General features: G+C 59.4%; 25 protein-coding genes and 1 pseudogene. 20 read left to right on the top strand and 6 right to left on the bottom strand.

Translation table 11 applies throughout. The features are described 5' to 3' along the window. The first annotated feature begins 214 nt into the window (after positions 1-214). Positions 215-1,606, top strand: a complete 1,392-nt coding sequence (locus PCO31110_RS09170; RefSeq protein WP_010806133.1) for an FAD-binding oxidoreductase — start codon at positions 215-217, stop codon at positions 1,604-1,606. A 126-nt stretch (positions 1,607-1,732) separates the two neighbouring features. Here the strand turns inward: PCO31110_RS09170 and PCO31110_RS09165 are convergent, their stop codons facing one another. After that, positions 1,733-2,446 carry a GntR family transcriptional regulator gene (locus PCO31110_RS09165; RefSeq protein ID WP_174979428.1) on the bottom strand — a complete coding sequence of 238 codons (714 nt, stop codon included), beginning with the start codon at positions 2,444-2,446 and terminating at the stop codon, positions 1,733-1,735. A 356-nt stretch (positions 2,447-2,802) separates the two neighbouring features. Between PCO31110_RS09165 and PCO31110_RS09160 the strand changes: the two genes are divergently transcribed. From PCO31110_RS09160 to hydA, 5 genes are read left to right on the top strand one after another with little or no spacing between them, the layout of a single operon-like run. Further along, entirely contained in the window at positions 2,803-3,813 is a 1,011-nt protein-coding gene (locus PCO31110_RS09160) for an ABC transporter substrate-binding protein (protein WP_010806131.1), read from the top strand. A 15-nt stretch (positions 3,814-3,828) separates the two neighbouring features. Next, positions 3,829-4,728: an ABC transporter permease gene (locus PCO31110_RS09155; protein ID WP_081636158.1), complete on the top strand. Its 900-nt coding sequence runs from the start codon at positions 3,829-3,831 to the stop codon at positions 4,726-4,728. Positions 4,729-4,754: 26 nt separating this feature from the next. After that, the gene (locus PCO31110_RS09150) at positions 4,755-5,543 is read left to right on the top strand and encodes an ABC transporter ATP-binding protein (RefSeq protein WP_010806129.1); all 789 of its coding nucleotides are present in this window, start codon (positions 4,755-4,757) and stop codon (positions 5,541-5,543) included. A gap of 60 nt (positions 5,544-5,603) precedes the next feature. After that, entirely contained in the window at positions 5,604-6,332 is a 729-nt protein-coding gene (locus tag PCO31110_RS09145; protein ID WP_010806128.1) for a maleate cis-trans isomerase family protein, read from the top strand. Then, positions 6,329-7,813 carry a dihydropyrimidinase gene (hydA, locus tag PCO31110_RS09140; protein ID WP_150690217.1) on the top strand — a complete coding sequence of 495 codons (1,485 nt, stop codon included), beginning with the start codon at positions 6,329-6,331 and terminating at the stop codon, positions 7,811-7,813. Before PCO31110_RS09145 ends, hydA begins: the two co-directional genes overlap by 4 nt. A gap of 107 nt (positions 7,814-7,920) precedes the next feature. Here hydA and PCO31110_RS09135 read toward each other — a convergent pair whose 3' ends face one another. Further along, a complete protein-coding gene (locus tag PCO31110_RS09135; RefSeq protein ID WP_150690216.1) occupies positions 7,921-8,832 on the bottom strand; it encodes a LysR family transcriptional regulator in 912 nt (303 codons plus the stop codon). A 344-nt stretch (positions 8,833-9,176) separates the two neighbouring features. Here PCO31110_RS09135 and PCO31110_RS09130 point away from each other — a divergent pair, with 344 nt between their 5' ends. The 8 genes and pseudogenes from PCO31110_RS09130 to PCO31110_RS25640 form a co-directional block, all read left to right on the top strand. Further along, the gene (locus PCO31110_RS09130) at positions 9,177-10,025 is read left to right on the top strand and encodes a cysteine hydrolase family protein (RefSeq protein ID WP_150690215.1); all 849 of its coding nucleotides are present in this window, start codon (positions 9,177-9,179) and stop codon (positions 10,023-10,025) included. Between the two features lie 12 nt (positions 10,026-10,037). Further along, complete coding sequence (locus PCO31110_RS09125; protein WP_150690214.1) at positions 10,038-11,102, top strand: ABC transporter substrate-binding protein; 1,065 nt, start codon at positions 10,038-10,040, stop codon at positions 11,100-11,102. A 1-nt stretch (position 11,103) separates the two neighbouring features. Then, positions 11,104-11,895: an SDR family NAD(P)-dependent oxidoreductase gene (locus tag PCO31110_RS09120; protein WP_150690213.1), complete on the top strand. Its 792-nt coding sequence runs from the start codon at positions 11,104-11,106 to the stop codon at positions 11,893-11,895. A gap of 12 nt (positions 11,896-11,907) precedes the next feature. Beyond that, positions 11,908-13,383 carry an allantoinase AllB gene (gene allB / locus PCO31110_RS09115; RefSeq protein WP_150690212.1) on the top strand — a complete coding sequence of 492 codons (1,476 nt, stop codon included), beginning with the start codon at positions 11,908-11,910 and terminating at the stop codon, positions 13,381-13,383. A gap of 48 nt (positions 13,384-13,431) precedes the next feature. Further along, a complete protein-coding gene (locus tag PCO31110_RS09110) occupies positions 13,432-14,301 on the top strand; it encodes an ABC transporter ATP-binding protein (RefSeq protein ID WP_246189784.1) in 870 nt (289 codons plus the stop codon). Continuing rightward, positions 14,298-15,080: an ABC transporter permease gene (locus PCO31110_RS09105; protein WP_150690210.1), complete on the top strand. Its 783-nt coding sequence runs from the start codon at positions 14,298-14,300 to the stop codon at positions 15,078-15,080. Before PCO31110_RS09110 ends, PCO31110_RS09105 begins: the two co-directional genes overlap by 4 nt. A 27-nt stretch (positions 15,081-15,107) precedes the next feature. After that, complete coding sequence (locus PCO31110_RS09100; protein ID WP_150690209.1) at positions 15,108-15,533, top strand: DUF3830 family protein; 426 nt, start codon at positions 15,108-15,110, stop codon at positions 15,531-15,533. Between the two features lie 146 nt (positions 15,534-15,679). Continuing rightward, positions 15,680-15,811 (top strand): annotated as a pseudogene (locus tag PCO31110_RS25640) (citrate-proton symporter); the annotation flags it as partial. A gap of 48 nt (positions 15,812-15,859) precedes the next feature. Here PCO31110_RS25640 and PCO31110_RS09095 read toward each other — a convergent pair. Next, positions 15,860-16,699 (bottom strand): SDR family NAD(P)-dependent oxidoreductase, encoded by an 840-nt coding sequence (locus tag PCO31110_RS09095; protein ID WP_150690208.1) that lies wholly within the window; start codon positions 16,697-16,699, stop codon positions 15,860-15,862. 98 nt (positions 16,700-16,797) lie between these two features. Here PCO31110_RS09095 and PCO31110_RS09090 point away from each other — a divergent pair, with 98 nt between their 5' ends. Then, positions 16,798-17,175, top strand: coding sequence for a MerR family transcriptional regulator (locus PCO31110_RS09090; protein ID WP_036661583.1), 378 nt, complete (start codon positions 16,798-16,800; stop codon positions 17,173-17,175). Positions 17,176-17,367: 192 nt separating this feature from the next. Here the strand turns inward: PCO31110_RS09090 and PCO31110_RS09085 are convergent, their stop codons facing one another. After that, positions 17,368-17,898, bottom strand: a complete 531-nt coding sequence (locus tag PCO31110_RS09085; RefSeq protein ID WP_150690207.1) for an RBBP9/YdeN family alpha/beta hydrolase — start codon at positions 17,896-17,898, stop codon at positions 17,368-17,370. A gap of 124 nt (positions 17,899-18,022) precedes the next feature. Between PCO31110_RS09085 and PCO31110_RS09080 the strand changes: the two genes are divergently transcribed. Next, a complete protein-coding gene (locus PCO31110_RS09080; RefSeq protein ID WP_036661580.1) occupies positions 18,023-18,481 on the top strand; it encodes an Lrp/AsnC family transcriptional regulator in 459 nt (152 codons plus the stop codon). Positions 18,482-18,586: 105 nt separating this feature from the next. Here the strand turns inward: PCO31110_RS09080 and PCO31110_RS09075 are convergent, their stop codons facing one another. Continuing rightward, the gene (locus PCO31110_RS09075) at positions 18,587-19,999 is read right to left on the bottom strand and encodes an MFS transporter (RefSeq protein WP_051126142.1); all 1,413 of its coding nucleotides are present in this window, start codon (positions 19,997-19,999) and stop codon (positions 18,587-18,589) included. Between the two features lie 96 nt (positions 20,000-20,095). On the opposite strand from PCO31110_RS09075, the gene PCO31110_RS09070 reads away from it, so the two are divergent. After that, on the top strand, positions 20,096-20,968 hold the full coding sequence (locus PCO31110_RS09070) for a LysR family transcriptional regulator (RefSeq protein ID WP_150690206.1): 873 nt from the start codon (positions 20,096-20,098) through the stop codon (positions 20,966-20,968). 116 nt (positions 20,969-21,084) lie between these two features. On the opposite strand, the gene PCO31110_RS09065 is transcribed toward PCO31110_RS09070, so the two are convergent. Further along, the gene (locus PCO31110_RS09065) at positions 21,085-21,522 is read right to left on the bottom strand and encodes an Rrf2 family transcriptional regulator (RefSeq protein ID WP_010806113.1); all 438 of its coding nucleotides are present in this window, start codon (positions 21,520-21,522) and stop codon (positions 21,085-21,087) included. Between the two features lie 82 nt (positions 21,523-21,604). Between PCO31110_RS09065 and PCO31110_RS09060 the strand changes: the two genes are divergently transcribed. The 3 genes from PCO31110_RS09060 (at position 21,605) to PCO31110_RS09045 (ending at position 24,923) form a co-directional block, all read left to right on the top strand. Then, entirely contained in the window at positions 21,605-22,579 is a 975-nt protein-coding gene (locus PCO31110_RS09060) for an alpha/beta fold hydrolase (protein WP_150690205.1), read from the top strand. A gap of 765 nt (positions 22,580-23,344) precedes the next feature. Further along, positions 23,345-23,701, top strand: coding sequence for a hypothetical protein (locus tag PCO31110_RS09050; protein WP_150690204.1), 357 nt, complete (start codon positions 23,345-23,347; stop codon positions 23,699-23,701). 796 nt (positions 23,702-24,497) lie between these two features. Continuing rightward, on the top strand, positions 24,498-24,923 hold the full coding sequence (locus PCO31110_RS09045) for a hypothetical protein (RefSeq protein WP_010806110.1): 426 nt from the start codon (positions 24,498-24,500) through the stop codon (positions 24,921-24,923). Positions 24,924-25,324: the final 401 nt, after the last annotated feature.

Here is a 25,324-nt window from a genome sequence, read left to right as displayed (position 1 = left end):
TCACATGACTCCCTCAATTGCCAACGCCTGATCCTCGTTGACCATAGCCGCCTATCGTCGCCGTGGCGACAATGCCTTCTTCACAGATTAGCGACGCAGAGTCACCGATGGCGACGCGTATTGTCGTCCTCTTTTGACGCGGGCAAAGCCTTCGAGATTTGTCGAGTCTCCCTGTGATTGCCTCGGATATGGTTCACACGGCATGAGGTGTTTCATGGCCAAGCTATCCAACAATGCAATCGAAGCACTAAGCGCGGCGACCAGAGGCCAGGTGTTGCGGCCGGGGGACGTCGATTTCGATCAGTCGCGACGTCTCTGGAATGCCATGATCGACCGCCGCCCAGCGGTGATCGTGCGCTGTGCCGGCGTTGCTGACGTTCGCCGCGCGGTGGCCTTCGCGCGCGATAACAACTTGCCGCTTGCCGTGCGCGGAGGCGCGCACAACATCGCCGGTACGGCGGTCTGCGACGACGGACTGATGATCGACCTGTCGCCGATGAAATCGGTGCGTGTCGATCCGGCTGCGCGTCGCGCCTACGTTGAACCAGGAGCCACGCTTCGCGATTTCGACCACGAAGCACAGGCGTTCGGGTTGGCGACACCGCTCGGTATCAACTCGACTACCGGCGTGTCGGGCTTGACGCTCGGCGGCGGGTTCGGTTGGCTCAGTCGTAAATACGGAATGACGGTCGACAATCTCATCTCGGCGGATGTCGTCACCGCCGACGGGGAACTGGTTCACGCCGCTGCCGACACGCATGAAGACCTCTTCTGGGCGATTCGCGGTGGTGGAGGCAATTTCGGCGTCGTCACGATGTTCGAATTCCGGCTGCACCCCGTGGGTCCGGAGGTGTTCGGTGGCCTTGTCGTACTGCCGATGGAGCAGGCGAAAGAGGCGCTCAAGAAATATCGCGTTGCCGCGAACGAAATGCCGGACACACTCTCCGTATGGGCTGTGCTGCGCCTTGCACCGCCGCTACCGTTCCTGCCGGAAGATGTCCATGGAAAACCGGTTGTCGCTTTTGCAAGCTGTTACACCGGCGCTCTCGAAGACGGCCCGGCAGCGTTAGAGGTCGTGCGCCGCTTCGGTACCCCATACGGAGAACATCTCGGCCCGATGCCGTATGCGATGTGGCAACAGGCGTTCGATCCGCTGTTGACCCCCGGCGCCCGAAATTACTGGAAATCGCACAATCTCGCCGAATTGCCGGATGGGTTGCTGGACGTGCTGATCGATGCCATTGGCAAGCTACCGTCGCCGCAATGCGAAATCTTCTTTGGGCAGATCGGGGGGCAGACAGCTCGCTATCCGGTGGATGCTACGGCCTATCCGAGCCGCGATACACAATATGTCATGAACGTGCACGGACGATGGGACGACGCGAACGACGATGCGCGATGTATCGCATGGGCGCGCGCATTTTTCGAAGCGGCCGCGCCCTTTGCGCTAGGTAGCGCGTACGTCAACTTCCTGACGCAGGACGAAGCGGAGCGTATCGGTGCCGCCTATGGTCCGAACTACGAGCGTCTCGTCGCAGCGAAAACCCGATATGACCCGCACAACCTGTTCCGTCACAACCAGAACATCAAGCCTTCCCATCGCTGACGTCGACGCGCCAGACGCATTGGGTGCGTCGATTACGCGCTACCGTTCTTTTTTGGGGGGGGCTATCTCCAGCGGCCAACGCTTCCCCCCCCCCCCCCCCCACTTGCGAAACCGTATGTCAACGTCTCAGGAAAAGATCGCCTCGATATCCGGCGAAGCCTCCTTAATCACCCCGAAGTTCAACGTCGCCTCGATATGCTGCAGATGTTCAAGCATGCACGCGGCCGCGCGTGCTCCGTCGTGCGCTTCGATCGCGTCGATCAGATCGTCGTGCTCGTGATGCGGACAGGCCGGTGCGTTCGGTTTGTCATAAAGGGTGATCACCAGGCACGTGAGCGGCGCGAGTTCGCGCATCATGCGTACCAGAATCTCATTGCCGACCATCTCGGCGACCAATACGTGGAATTCCCCCGACAGCCGGATGATCGCCGGCCTGTCGTTGCGCTTGCGTGCGTCGCCTTCGAGCTTGACGTGTTTGCGTAGCGCCCGGACCTGTGCGGGCGTTGCCTGTTCGCTAAGGAGACGTGCCATCTCCGGCTCGATCATGCGGCGTGTGACGAACACGTCACGCGCCTGCTCGACGCTCGGGCTCGCGATAAACGCGCCGCGATTCGGCACCAGTGTGACGAGCCCCTCATGGGCGAGCTTGTTCAATACCTCACGTATCTTTGTGCGGCTCACGCCGGAAACTTCCGCAAGCCTTTCTTCGATCAGTTTGGTGCCGGGCGCGAGCCGATGTTCCAGCACTGCCTTCTGGATGCGCGCGTAAATCTCCTCGTTCGAATAAGGCGTTCGAGGTTCGGTGCTTCTGCTGGCGGGTGGCGTAGATGTACGGGGCAAGATAGGTCTCGTCACTGGATGTCTGGGGCAATGATAGAACAATCGGCGATATTTTTGTGTACATAAGGACGTCTGACCATGACGGTACTCGCGGTCGCTTTGCCCCAACCTGGGAAGCGTGCACCGCGATGCAGCACCAGGCGCACCACCGCGAAACACTGCGGATGGAAGTGCCGCCACTTGTTCGGTCAGTGAACGCTTATTCGACTACGGCTCGTGCCGGGCATTTCGCAAAGCCTGCAAAGCGAATACATAGTCAATAAATTTTGCATACAAAACGTCATAATATTGTTGGCACAAATATTGCGTATGACTTCGGCACGCCACCCGGCGGACATATTCGAGGAGAAGCATCCATGTTTCGTCAAGCATTGCTCGTTGCCGCGTTTGTCGGCCTCGCCATCACGTCACCGGTTCATGCGCAGTCCAGCGGTGCGGCGCCGGAAGTGAAACTCGGTTTTGCGAAATGCGCGCAGTGTCTGTCGATGGCGCTGGTGCCGCAGTTCACGAAAACCGTGAAGATCGACGCCATCAACTTCACTTCCGGCAATGACGTGCTGACCGCGCTCGTCTCTCGCAGCGTCGACATCGCACAGGTCACGTATCTGCATTTCGTCACCGCGCTGGATCGCGGGCTCGACGTGGTCGCGGTATCGGGTCAAGTGAACGGCGGCTCTGCGATCGTGATGCGCAACGGGCTCAACCTGAAGCAGGACGACTGGGCAGGCTTGAAAAAACTTGTCGACGATGCCAAGGCGAAGGGCACGCCGTTGAAGATCGCCGCCTCGCGCGGCAACGCACAAGACCTGCACATGCGCGGCGAATTGCAGATGCACGGTATCGATCCGAACAAGGACGTGCAGTTCATTAACATCCCGAATCCGGCCGACCACGTGGGCGCATTGCAGCGCGGCGAGATCGATCTGGTCTGCTCGGTTGAACCGTTCGCGTCGCAGATTCGTTTGTCCGGCGCGGGCAAGCTCTTCAACTTCCCGTACGAGCAGGCCGCCGGCAAGCTCAGCAATCTGATCGTCACGCGCTCGGACATGATTAAGGATCACCCGGAAGAGGTGAGGGCGACGGTCGCTGCGGTGGTCAAGATGGTCGACAGTCTGAAGACCGATAAAACGGCCTGGCTCGATTCGATCAAGAAGTACACCGCGCTCGATAAAACGGTGGCCATCGAGTCGCTGAAGAACGCCTATCCGGACTACCACATGTACCGCACACAGACGGTCGCCATCGCGAAGATGATGAAGGATCTGCGCTACGTCTCGACGGATGTGACGGGCGGCATCGAAAAGAACATGAACTACACCTTTCTAAGCGAAGCAACCGGTCAGCCGAAGACGGCGTTGGGCTACTAAGTCAGGAGGACACTCATGTCTCGAGTTTCTGCCACGGGCGCGTCCGCAAAGCCTGCTGACGCAGCCTTCGCCAACCGGAGAACCCAATTGGCGCTTACGTTCGCGAAGTCGGGCGCACAGGCGCGCGCCGGCTTCATCAGGTGCTTCGTGCCGGTCGTTCTGATCGTGTTCTGGGAAGTGTTTTCGCGCTCCGGAATCATTCCGGCCTCGTTACTGCCGGCGCCGTCGCGTGTGATCGTCACCTGGGCCGACTGGCTGTTTGCGACCGACGGGTCATCACAATCCTACAGCGGACGTTGGTTCTTCGACGCCGCAGCGAGCCTCACGCGCGTGTTGTCGGGCTACGCGATCGCCGCCGTGTCCGGCATCCTGCTTGGCATTGCGATCGGCTGGTGGCGCTGGGTCGAACAGGCCGTGGAGCCGACGCTGCAGATGCTGCGGCCGATTCCGCCAGTCTCGTGGATTCCGCTCGCGATCATCTGGTTCGGTATCGCCAACAAGCCGGCGATTTTCCTTGTGTTTCTCGGTGCGTTCTTCCCCATTCTGATGAACACGATCCACGGCGTGAAAGCCGCCGATCGCAACCTGATCCGAGCGGCCGCGATGATGGGTTCGACGCAACTGCAATTGCTGCGCTTCATCATCCTGCCGGCTGCGCTGCCGAGCATCTTCGCCGGCTTGCGCATCGCGATCGGCTCGGCATGGATGCTGACGGTGACCGCCGAAATGGTCGCGGTGAAGAGCGGACTCGGCTACGCGCTGTGGGACTCGTATTACTTCCTACGTTACGACCTCGTGATCGCGGCGATGGTGAGCATCGGCCTGCTGGGCTACCTGTCCGATCTCGGCATGAAGCGCCTGATGGGCGCCGTGCTGCACTGGCAACACCGCGGCGCTAACGCCGGCCATCGCTGAACGCGAGCAATCGAAGGAGTCTGATCATGTCCTACGTCGAATTCGACGATATCACCAAGGTTTTCGCCGATGCGAAGCGTGGCACGAACCTCGTCACGCTCGATCACGTTTCGTTGAGTCTGGAGAAAGAGGCGTTGCTGTGCCTGCTGGGCCCGTCGGGCTGCGGGAAGTCGACCTTGCTCAATATGATCGCCGGTTTCGAGAAGCCCACCAGCGGCACGGTGCGCGTCGCCGGCCGCGCGGTGGATGCGCCCGGTGCCGATCGCGGCATGGTTTTCCAGCAGGCCACGCTGATGCCGTGGTTGCCGGTGTGGGAGAACGTCGCGTTCTATCACAAACTGCAGGGCCGCTCGAAGAAAGAGCGATACGCGCTCGCCCAGCCGTATATCGACCTCGTCGGCTTGACGGGCTTCGAGCATCACTATCCGGCGGAGCTGTCGGGCGGGATGAGTCAGCGCGTCGGCATCGCGCGCGCGTTGCTGCTCAATCCTGGCGTGATTCTGATGGACGAGCCGTTTGCCGCGCTCGACGCGCAGACCAAGTCGGAGATTCAGGAAGAACTCGTCACGATCTGGCAGAAGTCGCGTTCGACGATCGTGTTCGTCACTCACAGCGTCGATGAGGCCTTGCTGCTCGGCACCCAGGTCGCCGTGATGACGCATCGGCCCGGCCGTATTCGCGAGCTGATTCCGGTGGATTTGCCGCGGCCGCGCGATATCACGTCGCCGCGTTTCAACGATCTCAAGCGGCACGTGCTGGCGCTGATCCGCGAAGAAGCCGCAGCGGCCAACCGGCTCGCGCGGGAGGCCGCCTGACCCGGATCGCTGGTCGCCTGTTCCAATAATCGAGACCATCAATCATTTGCATCGATCAACATGACTGCACGCATTCTGCTTGGCATGCTCACGCCGTCGTCGAATACGACGCTTGAGCCCGTTACTTCCTCCATGCTCGACGGGCTGCCCGAAGCGAGCGCCCATTTCGGTCGCTTTCGTGTCACGGAGATAGCATTATCGCAACAGGCGCTCTCGCAATTCGACGACAGCGAAATTCTCGCGGCCGCCGAATTGCTGTCTCACGCGAAGCTCGATGTGATCGGCTGGAATGGCACCTCGTCCGGCTGGCTCGGTTTCGACGCCGACGAACGGCTATGTGAGCGCATCACTGAGCGCACCGGTATTCCGGCTTGCACCTCGGTGCTCGCGCTGAACGAAATCTTCACGATGACCGGCGTGCGCCGTTTCGGTCTCGTCACGCCGTATCTCGACGATGTGCAGGAGCGCATTATCTCGAACTACGCGACGAGCGGCTTCGAGTGCGTGGCGGAGCGGCACTTGCGCAAGCAGGACAACTTCTCGTTCTCCGAGGTGAGCGACGACGAAATCCGCCGCATGGTGCGCGAGGTCGCCGAGGCGAAGCCGGATGCGATCACGATCTTCTGCACCAACCTGCGGGGCGCACCGCTCGTCGAGGAACTGGAGCAGTCACTTGGCATTCCGGTGTACGACACGATTGCAACCGTGGTCTGGAAGGCGCTGCGCCTGACGGGCACGGATCCGTCGCGCGTGCGCGGTTGGGGGCGGTTGTTTACGGAGGTCGCATGAGCGATGACGTGTGCCTCGACCTCGTCGTGCGCAACGCCCGCATCGCGACGGGCTCCGACGTATTCAACGCCGACATCGGCATCGCCAACGGCGTGATCGTCATGCTCGGCGCGCAGTTGCCACGCGGCGCGCGCGAGATCGACGCGGCAGGGCGATGGGTGCTGCCGGGCGGCGTCGACGCGCATTGCCATCTCGACCAGCCGACCGGAGACGGCTCTGTGATGGCCGACGACTTCGCAAGCGGCACGCGTTCGGCCGCCTGCGGCGGTACGACGACGGTGATTCCATTTGCCTGTCAGCAGCGTGGCGGCACCTTGCAGGCGGCCGTCGACGATTATCATCGGCGCGCGCAAGCGCTTGCGCTGATCGATTACGCGTTTCATCTGATCGTTACCGATCCTACGCCGGATGTGTTGGAGCGCGAACTGCCCGCCCTGATCGCGCGTGGCTATACGTCGTTCAAGATATATATGACATACGACGCGCTCAAACTGAACGACCGGCAGATCCTCGATCTGTTGGCGATCGCGCGACGCGAGCGGGCGATGACGATGATCCATGCCGAGAACGCCGACTGCATCGCCTGGCTGACGGAGCGCATGCTGGCGCGCGGCCTGACGGCGCCGTCGTATCACGCGCTCTCGCGTGTGCCGGTGGTCGAGCGCGAGGCGACGCACCGGGCGATTTCCCTATCGGAAATGCTCGATACGCCTGTGCTGATCGTGCACGTATCCGGACGCGAGGCGATCGAGCAGATCCAGCAGGCGCAGTGGCGCGGTGCGCCGATCTACGCCGAAACCTGCCCGCAGTATCTGTTCCTGACCGAAGACGATCTCGCCCTTGAAGGCTTCGAAGGCGCGAAGTGCATTTGCAGTCCGCCGCCGCGCGATGCGGCGAACCAGAACGCCGTATGGCGCGCACTCGATCATGGTGTGTTCAGCGTTTTTTCATCGGACCACGCGCCGTTTCGTTTCGATGGCCCGCATGGCAAGAAGGCGTACGGCGAGCAAGCCACATTCGACAAGGTGCCGAACGGCATCCCCGGTCTGGAGACGAGGCTCGCGCTGCTGTTTTCCGAGGGCGTGCTGGCGGGGCGTATCGATGTGAACCGGTTTGTCGAGATGACATCGACCGGGCCGGCCAAGCTGTATGGCCTGCACCCGCGCAAAGGCACGATCGCCATTGGCTCAGACGCCGATCTGGTGATTTGGGACACGTTCGAGCCGCGTCCTATCCGCAATGCGGATCTTCATCATAACGTTGACTACACGCCGTATGAGGGGTGTCTGGTGCGCGCGTGGCCGGGCATCACGATTTCGCGCGGCGATGCCGTGTGGCAGCGCGATACCGGATTCGTTGCCGATGTGCCAGGGCGCGGTCAGTTTTTGCCGTGTGAACGGCCGGTGGCGTTACACCGGTCGCGACGTGAGCGGAAGACTGGGGGAAGCGTATTTCCGTGGCTTGAGGCGTTGGGGATGTAGGGGCCTTGGTCGTCCATCGCCGTCCATCATCGAAAATCACAGAAGACTGCGACCGTCCGGTATAGCCGGTTGCGAGGTAAGGGAAAGAGCGCCGCGCTGGCACTTCGCTACGTGCCGTGTTCGACGGCGGCTCTTTCGAGTTCAAGTTTGAGATGCTCAATGAACGAATAGGCGATCACCGGCAATTGACGGCCGCGCAGGGCCGCCAGTGCCAGCTTGCCCTTTGGGAAACTCCGATCCTCGATATCGCGCGAAGCGAACGGGCCACCGTCGTTTACCGCGCCGACAGAGATCTGGAAGCTGAGGGCCTGCTCGTACTGTAGATAGCCACGCAAGAATTCAAAGCTGTTGCATTCGACGACGGGTTGTAGCCTGAACGAACGCCGTGAAAGAAAGCGGTCGAGCAGTTGCCTGCCGCCGATTTCCCGGTTCGGCATGACGAGCGGATAGTCTGCGCAATCCCGCAGCTTCAGCGGTCCGGGCACCTTGGCGAGCGGATGGTCGCGATGCATGATCACGCACAATCGTTGCTCCAGCTCAACGATGCGCTCCAGATCCGATTCGTCTGCCAGATTGAAGATCAACGCCAGATCCGTATCGAAATTTCTCAGTGCGCTCAGTGCCTGCACGTGATCCGTCACACGTATCTGAAAACCCACCAGTGTGTGGCGCTCCCGAAACGACGCGACCACCTTCGGCAAAAATGTCGGCGCCAACGCCTGGCTCACGACCAGCCGTACCGAGCCACGGCGCAAACCCTGCAAATCTTCAATTTCTGACCTGACGCGCTCCAGATCGGCCGAACTTGTCCGCACGTAGTGAATGAACAGCTCGCCCGCAGCCGTTAGCCGCATACCTCGCGGCAGCCGTTCAAAAATGGCCGTGCCAAGCTCATCCTCGATGTCCTGAATCCTTCTCAACACTGCAGAAGGTGCGACATGCAGGCGTTCCGATGCTTGCCGCACGGACCCGGTGCGGGCGACTTCGTCGACGTAATGGAGAAAGCGCAGGTGGTTCATGATTGGGTACGCCGCTACTGAAGATTCCGTTCAGCCCCATCTACAGGCTAGCCCGGCACATGAGGAAAATGCACCGAGAGTGCGCTTCTTTGCTGCCTGATAGGGCATGACGCACCGGCAAGGATCGCCGCTAAGGCATCAAGGCGAAAGCGCAGAACATCACCATGCCGGGTGTGCACTGTCCGACGGCTGCCGGATCCGCGAACCGGCACCGGAACCGAGCGTGCCCTTCGACGTGTGGCCATTCGGCGCATCGCCGACTGTTGCCGATACGGCAACGGTCGGCTGCTAAAAAGGCTACTTCTGTGGGCGGAGTATGGCACGCATGCTGCATTGGAAGCAGCATGAAAAAGAAAACCCTCCCCTCATCCGCACAAATATCCCCAGCTATAGACGAGTTTGCTTGTGGCCCGTCTGTCCATAGCGCGTGGACCGTCAACGGCTCACACATCAGTCTTGTGCGTCGCGTGGTGAAGCCGCGCCCCGTCGCAATGGATGCCGCGCCGCAGCCGATCGAGATTGACGTCGCGCGTAGCGCTCTCATCGTGATCGACATGCAAAACGACTTCTGTCACAGCGATGGCTGGTTCGCCCAGAAAGGCGTGAGCGTCAAAGCCGCGCGCAAACCGATCCCTGTCATTGCCGGACTGTTGCCAACGTGGCGCAAGGCCGGAGGCAACGTCGTCTGGCTGAACTGGGGCGTTCGCGCGGATCTTCGCAATCTCAGCGCTACGGTGCAATTCAAAGGCAAGCGCTCGCACGACGGCGTGGGCTATGGCGACACGTCACCGATCGATCGAGGCCCTGCGCTTGTGCGGGGTGAGTGGGGGGCGCAGGTCGTCCAGGAGCTTACGGTCGCATCGACGGATATCTCGGTGGAAAAGCACCGCCTCAGCGGCTTCTGGGACAACGAACTCGATTCGATCTTGCGCAATCTCGGTGTCACGACTCTCCTGTTTGCGGGCATCAACACCGATCGCTGTGTGTTCTCGACGCTGCAGGACGCGGCGTTCATCGGCTACGACTGCGTGCTGCTCGAAGACGCGTGTGCCACGTCGTCGCCCGCCTATGTGACACGCGCCATTCATTTCATCGTCAAACAACTGCACGGATTCGTCTCGCGTGCCGATCGCCTGGTCGAATCGCTCTCGACCCAACCGCAATCGACTGAACCGCATTCAACCAAACGATAGGAGTTCATGGTCATGTTTCACCACATTCGTCGCGCATTCGCGACCGCGATACTGGCCGGTGGCGTCGCCATCGGCACGTTGCCTGGCACGGCGCACGCAGACACGCCAATCAAGGTGGTGCTGAACTGGAAGTACGAAGGCCCGCAAGCCTGGTTCTTCCTCGCACAAGATCGTGGCTATTTCAAGCAACAAGGGCTCGACGTCACGTTCGACCAAGGCGAAGGTTCGAGCGCATCGATCCCGAAGGTTGCGGCCGGCGCGTATCAGGCGGGCTTCGGCGATCTCAATGCGGTCATAGAAATGGCAGCCAAAGACCCGGCGCGTGCACCGGTTGCGGTGGACGTGCTGTACAACACGCCGCCATTCGTCATCGTCGTGAAGAATGACAGCCCGATCAAAGTGCCCGCCGACCTCGCCGGAAAGACCGTCGGCGCACCCGCCAACGACGGCGCGCTCAAGCTTTTTCCGGCCTTTGCCCGCCTGACAAAGATCGACGCGTCGAGCGTTCATATCACCAATATGGCGCCCAACCTGCGTGAACAGATGCTGATGCGCGGCCAGGTCGATGCCGTGTTCGGCTACGCGACAACCATAACCTTCAGCGCCAAGGCCATGGGCATTGATGCGTCGCGCGATCTGCGGTTCATCCGCTACGGTGACCACGGCGTGGACCTTTACTCGAACACCGTGTTCTTCGCGCGCGATTTCGTCAAGGCGCATCCGGATGCGGTACGTGGTTTTCTTGCGGCGTTGAATCACGGCATTCGCGACGTCATTGCGAATCCCGATGCAGGCGTCGATGCCGTGATGAAACGTGAACCACTGCTCAATCGCGACGTGGAAAAGCAGAAGCTGTTGGCCACTATGCGCAACGATATGAGCCATCCGGAGATCGCGAAGCTCGGTCTGGGCGACGTCGATCAGACCCGCCTGAAGCGTGGTATCTCGACGATCGTGGATGCCGGGAAGCTGCAACGCACGCCAACGCCGGCCGAAGTATTCGACGCCAGCTTTTTGCCTCCGCGCGCGGATCGTCCGTCGGCGATGTCCGCTCGCTCCGATCTTGCCAGGAACTGATATGAACCTGAACCTGAAAAACAAAGTCGCCATCATCACGGGGCCAGCAAAAGGCATGGGCCGTGCCGTCACGCTGGCATTCGCCGCACAAGGCACGAAGCTGATTCTCACCGGCCGGGATACGGCTGCGATCGAACGGGTGGCTGACGAAGTGCGCCGCATGGATGGGGAGGTCATCGTTGTGCGATGCGATCTCACCAACGGTGCAGATACCGATGCACTGGCGGCGAAGGCGCTTTCCACTTTCGGCCGGATCGACGTACTGGTGAACGTGGCAGGCGGCTCGGGCCCGATCGGCAAGCGGGGCTGGGAGACGACGGAAGCCGAGTTCGACGACATTCTTCGCGTGAATGTGACCGGGGCCTTCAATGCGATTCGCGCCGTGATGCCGGCGATGATCGAACAACGCTACGGCAAGGTCGTCAACGTCGGTGGCACGTTCGGCATGCGCGGTCGCGCCGGCCGCATGGCGTATTCCGCGTCGAAGTGGGGGCTGCGCGGCGTCACCAAGAGTTTTGCGCTCGAAGCGGGCGTGCACAACATCAATGTCAACTGTGTGGCGCCCGGGATGGTGGACGGTCCACGTTTTCGCGAGAAGGTTTGCGCGGAGATGGCCTGCTCGCTGGGGATCAGTCTCGAGCAGGCGATGGAAAAGCACGCACAGGATTACGCACTCAAGCGGGTTTCGACCGACGAAGACGTTGCGAACGCATGCCTGTTCCTCGCAAGCGACGTATCACGACAGATCACGGGCATCGACCTGCCGGTAGACGGCGGTTGGGCAATGCTCTGAGGGGAGAAAAAGATGAGTCAGATCGATCTAGTGATTCGCGGCGCGAAAATCGTGTCGCCGGACCGAATCATCGAGGCGTCGGTCGCGATCGACGGCGAGAACATCGTGGCGGTCGGTCACGACGATCTCATGCCATCCGCTCGCGCGGAACTGCATGCCGATGGGCTGTATCTGTTGCCGGGGGCGATCGACAGTCATGTGCACTTCCGTGATCCCGGTTATGCGCACAAGGAAACGTGGCAGACGGGGTCCGCTGCCGCGGCATGCGGAGGCGTCACGACGGTGTTCGACATGCCGAACACAAAGCCAGCCACAGGCACGCTCGACGCGCTGCAAATGAAACTGCGTGCGGCGGAGTCGTCGTATGTCGATTTCGGTATTCACGGGCTGCTGGGCGACGACACCATCGATCGGATCGAGGCGCTGATCGACGGTGGCGTGACGAGTTTCAAGGCCTTTGTCGGCAACACCTTCGGCAACCTGCCTGCGCCGACAGACGGTGCTTTGCTCGAGGGGTTCGAGAAGCTCGCGCCTCTGGGCATTCGCACGGTTGTGCATGCGGAGAACTCTTCCATTCTGTTCCGCCGTCAGCAGCGCATGCAGGACGCCGGTCGCATCGACGCGCTTGCGCATCTTGCCGCACGTCCCGCCGTCGCGGAGATCGAGGCCATCACGCGCGTGCTGACACTCGCTGAATGGACCGGTGCTCGTGTACACATCGCGCATCACAGCTCGGCGGATTCGCTCTTCGTGCTGCGTGATTTCAAGCGGCGCGGTGTCGACGTGACGGCAGAAACGTGTCCGCAATACGTGCTGCTGAATACCGACCACATGCGCAAGCTGGGCGGGATCATGCGGCTGAACCCGCCGATCCGTGACGCGCGCAATAACGATCCGCTTTGGGAAGCCTTGCTCGACGGCACGATCGACATGATTGCGACCGACCATGCGCCGCACACACCTGAAGAGAAGACCAGCGCGAACATCTGGGAGTGTGACTGCGGCTTCCCCGGCGTCGAAACCCAGATGGCATTGATGCTGACCGAAGTCAATCGGGAACGCGCAACACTGATGGACTACGTGCGCTGGAGTGCGGTCAACCCGGCGAAAGCCTGGGGCATCTACGGGCCGAAGGGCGTCATTGCACCGGGGGCGCATGCCGACATCGTCATCGTCGACATGAACCGCGCGGGCGTGCTCTCGCAAAACCAGTTGCAGAGCATCAGCAAGATATCGCCCTGGCATGGACGCGCGGTAAAGGGTTATCCGCTGCACACGCTCGTTCGCGGACGTTTCGTCATGCGCGACGGAAAGCTCGTGAAGGAAGCCGCCGGCTGGGGCAAGTCGGTGAAGCGCGTGCAGATGATGCCCACACCGAGAGCACGCAACACCGAGCATTACATCAGCGCCATTCTCGAGACGCCGGAAGGCGTGCGTCCGACCGCCGAGCCGGTCGACGTTGGCAGCGTGTTCGGCAATACCTTGTAATCCGAGCCGCCCGCGGTCGTCGCGGGGGGACTTCGAGAAGGAATCAACGTGAATCAATCCTTGATTGACCTTTCGGACGTATGCGTGCGCTACGGTGGCGAGGGCGGCACGATCGCACTCGAGCGCACACGCCTGCAGATCGAGAAGGGGGATTTCGTGGCGCTGGTCGGACCGAGTGGCTGCGGCAAGTCGACCATCCTCAAGCTCGTCGCAGGGCTGATCAAGCCCACTATGGGCGCCGTGATCATTGGTGGTCGTGAGTTGGGGGCGGCAGGCACGGAGAAGACGCGCATCGGTCTCGCGTTCCAGAATCCGACGATGCTGCCGTGGCTGACCATTCGGGAAAACGTGATGGTGCCGCTCAAGATCGTGGCGCCGTTTCGTTCGCAATATGCGCGCAAGAAGAAAACGGAGTTCGCAGACCGGGCGGAGGCGCTGCTCGCGCAAGTCGGGTTGAAGGACTTCGGGCACAAGCGGCCGTGGCAACTGTCGGGCGGCATGCTGCAACGCGCATCGCTATGCCGAGCGCTGATCCACGAGCCGGACTTGCTGCTGCTCGACGAACCCTTCGGCGCACTCGATCAGTTCACGCGTGAGGAACTGTGGGACATCATGCAGGCATTGTGGATAAAGGCACGTCCAACGGTGCTGCTGGTGACGCATGATTTGCGTGAGTCCGCCTATCTCGCGAATCGCATTTGCGTGATGAGTTCGAGGCCCGGTCGCATCCTTGAAGAGCGTGAGGTGGTGTTCGATCGCCCGCGCACGCTCGAAGAGAGCTACGCGCCGGAGTTCGCGGCGCTCGTGCAACAACTGCGCATGCGTATCGCCGAAGCACGCTCTACCGTAGCGCCTGCAACGCCATCGCAGGTGGCCTTGTCGCCCATGCCGGTCTTTCAGACGCCGGAGGAAGTATGAAGACATCCTCGCACCGATTGCGCCGCAACCTGCTGTCCGCCGGCGCATTGATCGGATTCTTCTTGATCTGGGAGCTGGCCTGTCTCGTATTCCACGTCTCCGATCTGGTGTTGCCGCGTCCGAGCCAGATCATCGTCGACATGGTCGTGAAGATGCCGCTGTTGTGGCCGCATGTGATGCAGACGTTGGTGACCACTGTGCTGGGTTTTGCATTAGGCGTGGCTGCCGGCGTTTTCATCGGTGTCGTCATTGGCTCGTCGCGCGTGGCCTACGACGCAGCCTATCCCCTGCTGGTGGGATTCTCCAGCATCCCCAAAGTCGCCGTGGTGCCTATCTTCGTCGTGTGGTTCGGATCGGGCACAGTACCCGCCGTGCTCACCGCAATGATCATCAGTGTCTTTCCGGTCGTCGTGAATGTCGCCACCGGGTTGGCTACGACGGAACCCGAACTTGAGGACGTCCTGAAGGTACTCGGGGCGAGCCGCACCGACGTACTCTGGAACGTCGGGTTGCCGCGAGCTTTACCGTATCTCTTCGCGTCGCTGAAGATTGCTATCACGCTTGCGTTCGTGGGCTCGGTGTTGTCCGAGACCGTGGCATCGAATAAAGGCATCGGCAACGTCATGATGATCGCGAGCGGCAATTTCGACGTGACGCTTGTGTTTGCCGGCCTTTTTATCCTCGCGATTCTGGGCGTTGTCCTTTACGCGATCTCCGCACTCGTGGAACAAAGACTGACTGGCTGGACGCACCGCAAATCCGATGGCGCGTTGACGTGATCGATATCGATAAGGAGAAGAACCTGCATGGCCCGCATACGTATGACATCTGCCGGATTTGTGTTTGAAGCCGAGACGAATCCGGATGCTCCCGAGACGGTGAGCGCTTTCCTGTCCCTCTTGCCGTACCGGCAGAAACTGATTCATGTTCGCTGGAGCGGCGAGGGATGCTGGGTCCCTCTCGGCGAGTTCAGGCTTGAGAACGATGGCAAACCTGTCGGCTTTGAGAATCACACCAGTCACCCGTCGGTGGGTGACATCCTATTTTATCCAGGTGGCTTCAGCGAGACGGAGATCATCCTGGCCTATGGTTCCTGTTCATTCAGCAGCAAGATGGGGCAGCTTGCAGGCAATCACTTCCTGACGATCGTCAAGGGTAAGGAGAACCTTCGGCCGTTGGGCGTCGAGGTTCTATGGGGGGGCGCACAGGACGTTCTTTTTGAGTTGATGTAAGCGCCAAGGCCTTTCTCAATAGCGCAGGGAGCTATACGTTTCGTTTTGACAATATGATCACGTATGGGTCTCCGTCCATGTAGTGAAATCTCACCAAGGCGACTTTTGCTGACGGGAGTTACCAGTTCGGCAAGGTGACCGGATATCTTGGCGTGCCGCTGTGGTTCTCGTTCTTCTTCGGCATGTATAACGGCGCGATGGTCGCCGCGCTCACCGAAGTGATGCTGGTCGAAGTGCGCGTCGCGGGCTTCTCGTCGGCGTTCAGTCTAGCGCTGGCGGCATCCTCGGCCTGATAGCTCATGTGCCCGGCGCGCACATCATATTGGTTACCGTGGGGGGGCTAGCCGTTTCGGTGTCGCGTCGAGTTCGCGAGATTGCCTCGGTCTGAGGATTCTTTCAACGAGTCGAGCGACGCCTTGGCGACTCAGTAACCTGGGCAAATTGGCAAGGAGCCGGTTTTGCGTCCCGACAACGCGATGGCTTCTGTTACGGTCCACGGCCCGGAACGCATCCTGAATCACCTTGGCAATAGGCATTGGCGTCCCGACGGCCGCCTCCTGAGCGCCAACCACGTCAAAGAAGCCGGTTTGCGTCGCACCCGGACACAAGGCGACGACCCGGACCCCACGATGGCGGTTCTCCGCCCAAACAGCTTCGGAAAACGAAAGCAGGAACGCTTTCGTGGCACCATAGACTGCCATGTACGGGTCGGGCTGAAGTGCTGCCGTCGATGCAACGTTGACGACCACGCCATCCGATTTCGCCAGCATTCCCGGCAAGACAAGGTGAGTCAACCCGACCGCCGCCACGCAGTTCACCTGTATTTCATCGCGTTGACGCGACAAAGGGATTGTTTCGAAGCGCCCGTATGCTGCAAAGCCAGCGTTGTTGATCAATACATCGACGATTGTCCCTGATGCTTTGATGTTGTCGGCGATTGCGTCTACCGCACCGGATGCGCTCAGGTCGGCAGTCAGAAAATCTGCTTCGCACGCAAAGTCGCGTCGCAATTCTTCCGTGAGATCGCGCAGCTTGTCGTGCGAGCGTGCGACCAGCAGAAGTTTGGCGCCCCGTTCTGCTAGCGCGTATGCAAATGCCCGTCCGATCCCGGATGATGCACCAGTGACGAGTGCGGTCTTTCCGCGAAAGTCGAAGTGAGTGGTCATGACGTGCTGAAGGAGTGAAAGACGAGTAGGACTGTAAACCGTTGACTATAGACAACGGTCAAGTCCTAATGTGGGTTCACGATTTCGATGGAGGCGGCATGCGCATTGGTGAATTATGCAAGCAGGCGGGTGTATCTCGCGATACGGTTCGCTACTACGAAAGATTGGGGCTGTTGGAAACGCCAACGCAACCTCACGCAACGAATACCTACAAGCGCTATTCCGCAGTTTCGTTGCAGCGGATTCGACTGGTGATCCACGCCAAGGCGTTGGGTTTCACACTCGCCGAAATTCGCAAGGTTATCGAAGTGTGGGATAGCCCGGGTTTTGACACAGGGCAGAAGGTTGCATGTCTACAGAGAAAACTCGAGGAACTCGAGGAAAAGAGTCGGGCGTTGAGCGCCCTGCGGGTAGGGCTGCGGAACGCCTTGGATAAAGTTGGCCAGAAGTGTGAGGACACAGAAGATGTCGAATGAGGCCGGACGGACGCGTTGCACGCGTCATTGAGCCAGAAAGCCGACCTCGACGTTCGCAATCGCGTTGCGGGTCAGACGCCGGAGCCGACCGTACTTCGATCTCAGCGTGTATTTATTACCGTGGTCGATCAAATGCGAACGTCGCGTAGACGATGCGCCGGGACGAGGCCGGAAGCCGTTTAAATAACCTTCCTAGCCCAGCGATTGCAGCAGTCTGAATCCTTCGGGCCAATCGCCCAGGTTGCTCTCTGCATTGAGATGTCCTCGCTCTCCAACTTCGACAAGCTTGCTGCCCCACGCTTTCGCGCAGCGACCTGCGTGCGCTACGCTGCCGTACGGGTCGTTGGAACTGGATACAACGATAGTAGGAAAAGGTAGCTGTTTCGATGGCAAAGGAGCAAATCCGGTTGCGGCCGCCACGGGAAACGCCGATGCAGAAGGATCCGGCACTGCGACGAGCAGCGCCCCACGAATTCGGGGCGAATATCGGCTCGCCCAATGCGCCACCGCGAGGCATCCGAGGCTGTGCGCCACGATGAGAGTGTCGTCGCCGCTTTGCGACAATTGATGTTCGATTGCTGATACCCAATCGTCGCATGCAACCTGATCCCAGTCTTCGACAACGAGTCGCTGCCAGTCGGGATGCGATGCCTCCCATACACTTTGCCAGTGCAGTGGGCCGGAATTTCCAATACCGGGAACAACGAACACGGGGTAGACCATTTGCTAACGCTCCATCATTGAATGAGCCTCCAGTGTAAAAGCGCACGAATTCTGGCAACATCCAAAATCAAATGAACTAACGGCCTCAACCCGTCAAATCGACGGAAGTTGCCAGACTGCACAAATGAAACCTAAGCGGATAGCGTTGGACCGGCTGGATTGGCGAATATTAGAGGCTCTTCAGAGCAATGCGCGTATCAGCAACACCGAACTTGGCAAGCAGATCGGACTTTCGCAACCCGCCGTCACTGCCCGTATAAAGCAACTCGAGGAGCAAGGGGTAATCGAAGGTTATGCGGCACGGATCAATCCCGGTCTCGTCGGCCGTGGGATTGCAGCCATCGTCCGGATCAGGACCACGCATGCCCAGATCAAACATTGCCTGAATGCTTTCGAAGCAATGCCCGAAATCATCGAGGCGCATCGCATCACAGGCGAAGACTGCTTCGTGGTACGGATTGCGGTCGAAGACATGGCGCAACTGGAGGTGGCGATCGACACGCTGGCGAAGTTCGGGCCGGTGACCACGGCTGTCGTGCTGGCGAGCTATCCCCCGAAGGCGATCCGCGGATCGCCACTTTGAGCGGCTGCTATGTAGAGAGGCGGACATCTGCTGAGGGTTGCGGCCAGTGGCGCAAGACCGCTTCCGGTCAACATCAGCCTGCGGCGTGCCACCACGCCATGACATTCAAATGTCCGCTTCGAGGCTGCCAGCGGCCACACCCGGCCGAGCGGTATGCCTCTCCGTATTCAGGTTTCGTAAGGCTATCGCGGCCCCCACAAGCAACAGCAGGGCGGAAGTCACTAGTGCCTGCTCGACGCCGTGCATGAACAGCGCTGTCTCCGTGTGACGTACAAAGAAGCCGAACAGTGCGACGCCCATCACCCCTCCGATCTGGCGGGCCGCGTTCAGCAAGCCGGATGCGACGCCCGACTGCGTGCTGTCTACCGCAGCAAGCATCGCGTGGGTGATAGTCGGAATGGTAAGCGCAACGCCGCTGCCTGCTAGCAGCATCGGCAATGCGAGCACCCAGAGAGACTGCGCGGAGAGCGCCGGTATCATCGCCAGATACCCGGCTGCGGAGATCAGCATGCCAGCCGTTGCCAGTGCACGCGCGCTGATCCGGCTGGCCAGTCGCCCCGCGACGATATTCATGACCATCAGGATGCCCATCATCGGAAGGAATGCCACGCCTGTCCGTACCGGCGTCATATGCCAGATCGTCTGAAAGAGCAGGCTCAACGCGAAGACGACACCGTAGAAGGCGAGGTTCAGGATTACGCCAATGCCGGTTGTGCTTAGAATCGTCCGGTTCCGCCACAGTGCGGGCGGCAGCATCGCGACGGGGTTGCGCGCTTCGAGCCGGACGAACGCGAGGCCCGATGCAATGCTCAGTGCGAGCGCGCCGAGAATGACTGGGCTCTGCCAGCCAAGGGCGCTGGCTTCGGTCAGTGCGTAAGTGAACGCGGCCAGCGTTAGCGCACCCGCCAGTTGCCCAGGAACGTCCAGATTGCGGTCGCGTTGCGCATCGGTGCCGGGCGCGAAGCGCCACGTCATCCAGATGCCGACGATGCCGACAGGCACATTCACCAGGAAGATGCTGCGCCACCCGAGCGTGGTGACGAGCAACCCGCCAATCACCGGGCCGGCGGCCAGCGCGATGCCGCCGCCGGCCCCCCACCAACCGATCGCCCGGCCGCGCGCGGCTGGGTCATGGAACGCCAGCCTCAGGATCGCCAGCGAGTTCGGCACCAGCAGCGACGCGCCTATGCCCTGGACGAGACGCCATGCCAGCAAGGCCTCCAGGGACTGCGCGAGGCCGCAGCCGATCGACGCTAGCGTGAAAATCGCGTAGCCAGCCATGAATATGCGTTTGGTGCCGAGCCGGTCGCCAAGTGCGCCTGCCATCAACAACGATGACGCGAAGACGAGCGCGTACGCGTTGACGACCCATTGCAGGCCCGTGACGTTCGCGCGAAAGACGGCCCGCAATGCGTCAAGCGCGACATTGACGACACTGACGTCAATCAGCACGACGACGAAGCCAAGGCATGTCGCAATCTGGACCAAGTGGGGACGGCGCCTTGATGGGGTATGCATGGGGAATCCTTCGAATACGAAAGGTTGCAGTGTAGGGAACCTCCTTCTGTGCGAATATTCCGTAAACTCGCACGGCTAATTGGAGAAAACGCACCGATGTTCGACTGGGAGAACCTGCGCTTTTTCATCGCCATCGCACAATCGGGCAGCATCTCGGCGGCCGCGCGCCGGCTGAAGGTCGATCATGCGACGGCCAGTCGGCGCTTGAGCGCGCTCGAAGCCGAACTGAACATGCGCCTTGTCGACCGGATGCCACGGGCCTGCCGGCTCACCGCCGCGGGCCAGCAGGTTCTCGAAGTGGCTGAGAAGATAGAGGAGAACTCGTTCTCCATCGAACGGCTCGCGCTGGCGGAACAGGCGCCCATGCAGGGCACTGTGGTGATCAGCGTGCCGCCTGTCCTCGCGAATAATCTTTTTGCAAAGCACTTGCATCTGTTCGTGCAATTGCACCCGGGCATTCGGTTGGCGATTGCCAGTCAAGCACAAAGTGTGTCGCTGGGACGTCGCGAGGCGGACATCGCGATACGCTTGTTCCGCCCCGAGGAGCCTCAAAACGTAACGCGCAAACTCGGCGAAATGCCCTTTGCGCTATATGCAAGCCGGGAATATGCATCGGCATCGAACCCGAACGAATGGGCATTTATCGGATACGAAGCGCAATACGCTGAGATGCCGCATCAAAAGTGGCTTCAATCGATTGCTCAAGGTCGCCGCATTGTTTGCGAAGTGAGTGATATCACCATGCAGCACGCTGCTGCCCGCACGGGTATCGGTGTTGCCGGCCTGCCGGTGTTTATCGGCGAGAATGATCCTTCGTTGCAACCTCTACCATTCGACGGTGAGCCGTTTCGGCGCGAAATCTGGCTGGTCGTGCATCCTGACCTAAGGCGTTCTCAAATGATTCGCGCGGTCGTTGACTTCGCTGTAGACGTTGTCGGTAAGACATTTGGGCCGATTTCCGGGCGCTAGCACAGACTTCACGTCCGCTTGCGGGCTGGAAGCTGACACACGTCATGCCGCAAATCGCTATCGGCCAGGGGCTTGATGCTTGCCTCCATTGCCACCCATGCCGTTGGTCCGCGAGATCACCGACTCGTTTTGCGCGGCTTTGACGACGTCACGTCGTGCGCGATCTCGGAGAGTCGCTTGTCACCAAGCAATTGAAGCAACGTATTTTCCGCTGAACCCAACGCCTCATTGATGTGGCGATTTACCGCCGCCTCCACCGGACAAGTGTGATTGTCTTCGGCTAGGCCGATCACAAACGGCGCGGTATGTCCAATGGCCTCGTAGACATCTCTCACCGTAAGATCATCGAGGTCACAGGCGAGCGCCCAGCCTCCGCCTGGACCACCAGTCGACTTTACGTACCCCGATTCGCGTAACGCAGCCATCGTTCGGCGGACAAAGACGGGGTTCGTATGCAGCATCAGCGCAATCGTCTCTGAGGTGGTCGCGCCTCCTCGAAGATGCATGTGGATGAGGATGTGCAGAAGTCGAGCCAGTCTGGTATCGCGTTGCATATTCTGAAGCTTGGTAATGTGCAACTTTTGATGTTACGCTATCTCGGGATCCTTGTGTGCATACATCTCTGCCAGAGCAACCATGACCGCATACCGTCAAACCTTTATTGAAGCAAACGGAATTCGCCTGCATGTCGCTGAACAGGGCGACGGCCCGTTGGTGCTCCTTTGCCACGGCTTTCCTGAGACCTCGCATGCTTGGCGCCATCAACTGGCGGCACTTGCGCACGCCGGCTTCCGCGCAATAGCACCGGATCTGCGTGGCTACGGATCAAGCGAATGCCCAACGGCAATTGGACAGTACACAACGTTAGACGTTGTCGGTGATCTGGTGGCGCTCGTTGACATTCTCGGAGAACGCGACGCAGTTGTTGTGGGAAACGATTGGGGTGCAACCATTGCCTGGCAAGCCGCGTTGCTTCGGCCTGACCGCTTTCGCGCTGTCGTTGCGCTCGGGGTGCCAATGATGGGTCGCGCGCCGATGGCGCCGAGCCGGCTTTTTCCGCAGACCGACCAAACGTGGTTCTATACGCATTACTTTTCCGAACCTGGGTTGGCCGAAACCGAACTTGAGCGTGACGTTGCCGCGACATTGCGCAAGATCTATTTTTCCGCATCAGGCGACGTCGGAGCCCGCGACGTAAATACGCCCAATCCATTCGGACTTGTGCCGCGGAACGGTGGACTCCTTGACTCTCTGATTGATCCGCCTTTGTTGCCCGCGTGGCTCGCACCCACCGACCTCGACAAGTTTGTGCAAGCATTCAGCATTTCCGGCTTTCGCGGTGGATTGAATTACTACCGCAACCTCGATCGCAATTGGGAAGTGCAATCGGCTTTCGAGGGCCTGCTCGTCGAGGTTCCCGCCCTGTACCTTGTCGGCGAGCGAGACACAGGTCTGGCAATGCCAGGCATGCACGAAATTATCGACGGCATGCCCCTGATCGTGCCCAGGCTGTCGGCTTCTCGGGTCGTTCCGCGAGCAGGGCATTGGCTGCAACAGGAGGCGCCGGATGTCGTCAACGCGGCATTGATTGACTTTCTCCGCGATCTTTGATGTACACGGCGCGATCTGACGGCTCAACTACGGTTAGCGGCCATTCCGCCCGCAGAACGGTATGTCGGAGAAGGGGCGGAAACCGCCATTCCGGAGTGTCTTTAGACGGCCAGAAGCAGTCACCCATCCTAGGCTAAGATAAGCGTGATGCGTCGATCGATTCAGCCCTGAGGAATACATCTGCATAGAAAACAACTTCGGCCCCACACCCATTTTCATACCAATTCGCTTCAACCAACGCGGCAGTCTGGATCGAAGCTATTTGTCGGGATTGTTAGCAAATGAGTTCACCATCGATAGTTCTTCCGCTCGAACGCCCATACGACGAATTCTCTCCTGGCGAATCATTACCTCGTGAGATTGTCCTGGCTGGGCTGAGATGGCCAAGTGAGTACTGGCGAAACTTGGCCATACGCTGGATTGAGCAGGGGGCGCCGTTGGACACTGAGGTCGCTGATTTGCTATTCACCATATCGGAAGATAGACGGGGCTGCTCTCAGCGTCTCCGTCAGCGTGCGTTCGCGCTGAGAGTCAAATATCTACGCGGCAACTAAGGCAAAGCAGCCGTGGGATCGTTTCTCAACTCTACGTTGCATCACCCACTGGCTCCACGCGCTCATCTGGCTTCTCTGCGGTGATGTCCGCTTCGGCCACGACCGGCCATTCGACATCAATACCTGAATCGTTGACAATCACCCGCATCACGTTGAGTGGAGCTGCAACAGAATGGGAATACTCTGGACGGTTTGGCCGCTTGACTCTGAAATGAAGACTTGGCTACAGGAGCTTGCGGTTCCACACCCCAACGTCTCGTCTCGCTTTCCGACCGGATGCGAGGTCAAGGCCGCCTTATCCCAACTTCATGGCTTCAATGTGGAAATTCGAGACAACGGAATCGGCTGCATTTGGCAGGCTTCTATTGTCTCGGAACTCGGTGGTGACAAAGGTGAATGGACTCTGCTTAACATCAACGAGTATTCAGGTGATCAGGAGCCGCAGCAACTCTGGTTTGAAAAGGGCCGGGAATCGCTGATAAAGACCGTTCTCTGTCACCTTGCAAAGAATACAGGTCCGCTTGTGCTAATTGATGACGCCAGCAGCCAGCCACAGGTCATAGATTGATTTGGTGCCACGCACCGACGTCCTCGACTTTTCGGTGGGCCGACTTTCCGTAACGGGTCGCAAACCGCCCGCCGCGGCCGGCAGCAACCGGCCATTTTCGATCGCTCGACCTCGGGACGTAAATCGTCGAAAATTGAAAACCAACTATGAAGGATTCAACTCCCGGCGAAAAATTCACGAAACGCGACTGTATTGACTCAGATTTTTTTAACGAGATAGTGATAAATTAGTAGCCCCTAAAAATTTGACAGAAAAGAATGAAATGGACACCCCTGCCTCAAGGTGAGAGAGGCTCGCCAAAGTGGCTCAAGACGAGCCTGACTTTGCTCTGTCGGTTCCTGTTCGGACTTCTGCTAATGGGTGCGCTTGCGCTTGTTGTGGTGCATGTATTTGATATCCCGATTAAGTTCAATGCGATTCGGGTGGTTTCGCTATTTCTCCTTGCTGGTGGCCTGCTCTCGATCATAGACACGTGGCGTACTTGGTTCTTTCGCCTAGCTGGCAAGACTCGATTTTCTCCGCCGGTGCTATATGGCTACCCAGGATGGCGCGCTGTCATCCAATCTCAGTTTGTTAGCGGATGCTTCCTAATTGGATTCGGTTTGCTACTATTTTTTGCTTCGTGACGCACCAACGAGAGTTTAATAAAATAATGATCATATCGATCGAGATCAATAGCCTTTTTTCAAAAATTTAAATAACCGGTCGTTTTTCATCGGGTTAAACGCCATTTCTGGGTTGTGGATTCAACCGGTCGACGCAACCTCACCGTTACAACTACGGCTACGATTAACCAATGCCGAAGTTCGCAAGCGCCATGGTAAAGCCTATTTTGACGGTCCTACTGAAGGGCCCATTTCCGGACATTTTTCGCTTCGTCGAGGCGTTGCTCGAGCAGCTTGGATTTTCGCTTGCCAATCCGGAAACTGGGCGAGTAACTCACTGGAGCGACGACGGCGAGCAGATCGCGATACCCCGTGACATGATCACTAACCAAGCTTCTATGGCGACTCCGAAGAACGTTCAGTTTTGGGGCGCTAGCAACGAAGACCTATTTGTGTCTTGGGTCGATGCGTCTTCTGGGTGGTGGTTTTCCTTTCACCTGGACGGCATCACCCCGGAGTTGAAGGTTGCGTTGACGGCTGCAATTTCGAATTCAGTCCTGGTTGAATTAACGCGGCAGTACGAAGATGAGTGCGCCTTTAGGATCGATTTCGACTAACTTTTCAATCGGGAATTCGGCCAGAATAATTGCTTGAGCAGGTCGGCAATGTACGCCTCAGCGACCGATTTCTGCCGAAGCGGAGGGCTGTTCAGGGGCGAAAACAGGCATCCGACTGATGTCCGTTACCGGCCATGAAGGGACAGTCGACGGTGCCTCCTACGTCGTCAACAATCTGGAAGCGGTCAACGCATCGTCCTCAGGAGAAAGGAGCTAGGGATGCAAGCTTCGAACCACCCGCGTAGCGCGCAGCTTTGGAGGCGCACGCTGTCCGGCTGTCTCCATCGGTCTGTCGCTCTGCCGGACAGTTTGCGCCACATCTGTCCTAACGACATATCGGCTCTCGGGCTGCTTTTCTTCGCGGCGTTTCGAGGAACGGTCGACGAAGCTGGGCAGACCGA

This window comes from Pandoraea communis (assembly GCF_902459745.1).
Lineage (GTDB): Bacteria > Pseudomonadota > Gammaproteobacteria > Burkholderiales > Burkholderiaceae > Pandoraea > Pandoraea communis.
Note: the sequence above shows the minus strand (reverse complement) of the source record. Positions and strands in the feature narration are given on the sequence as shown.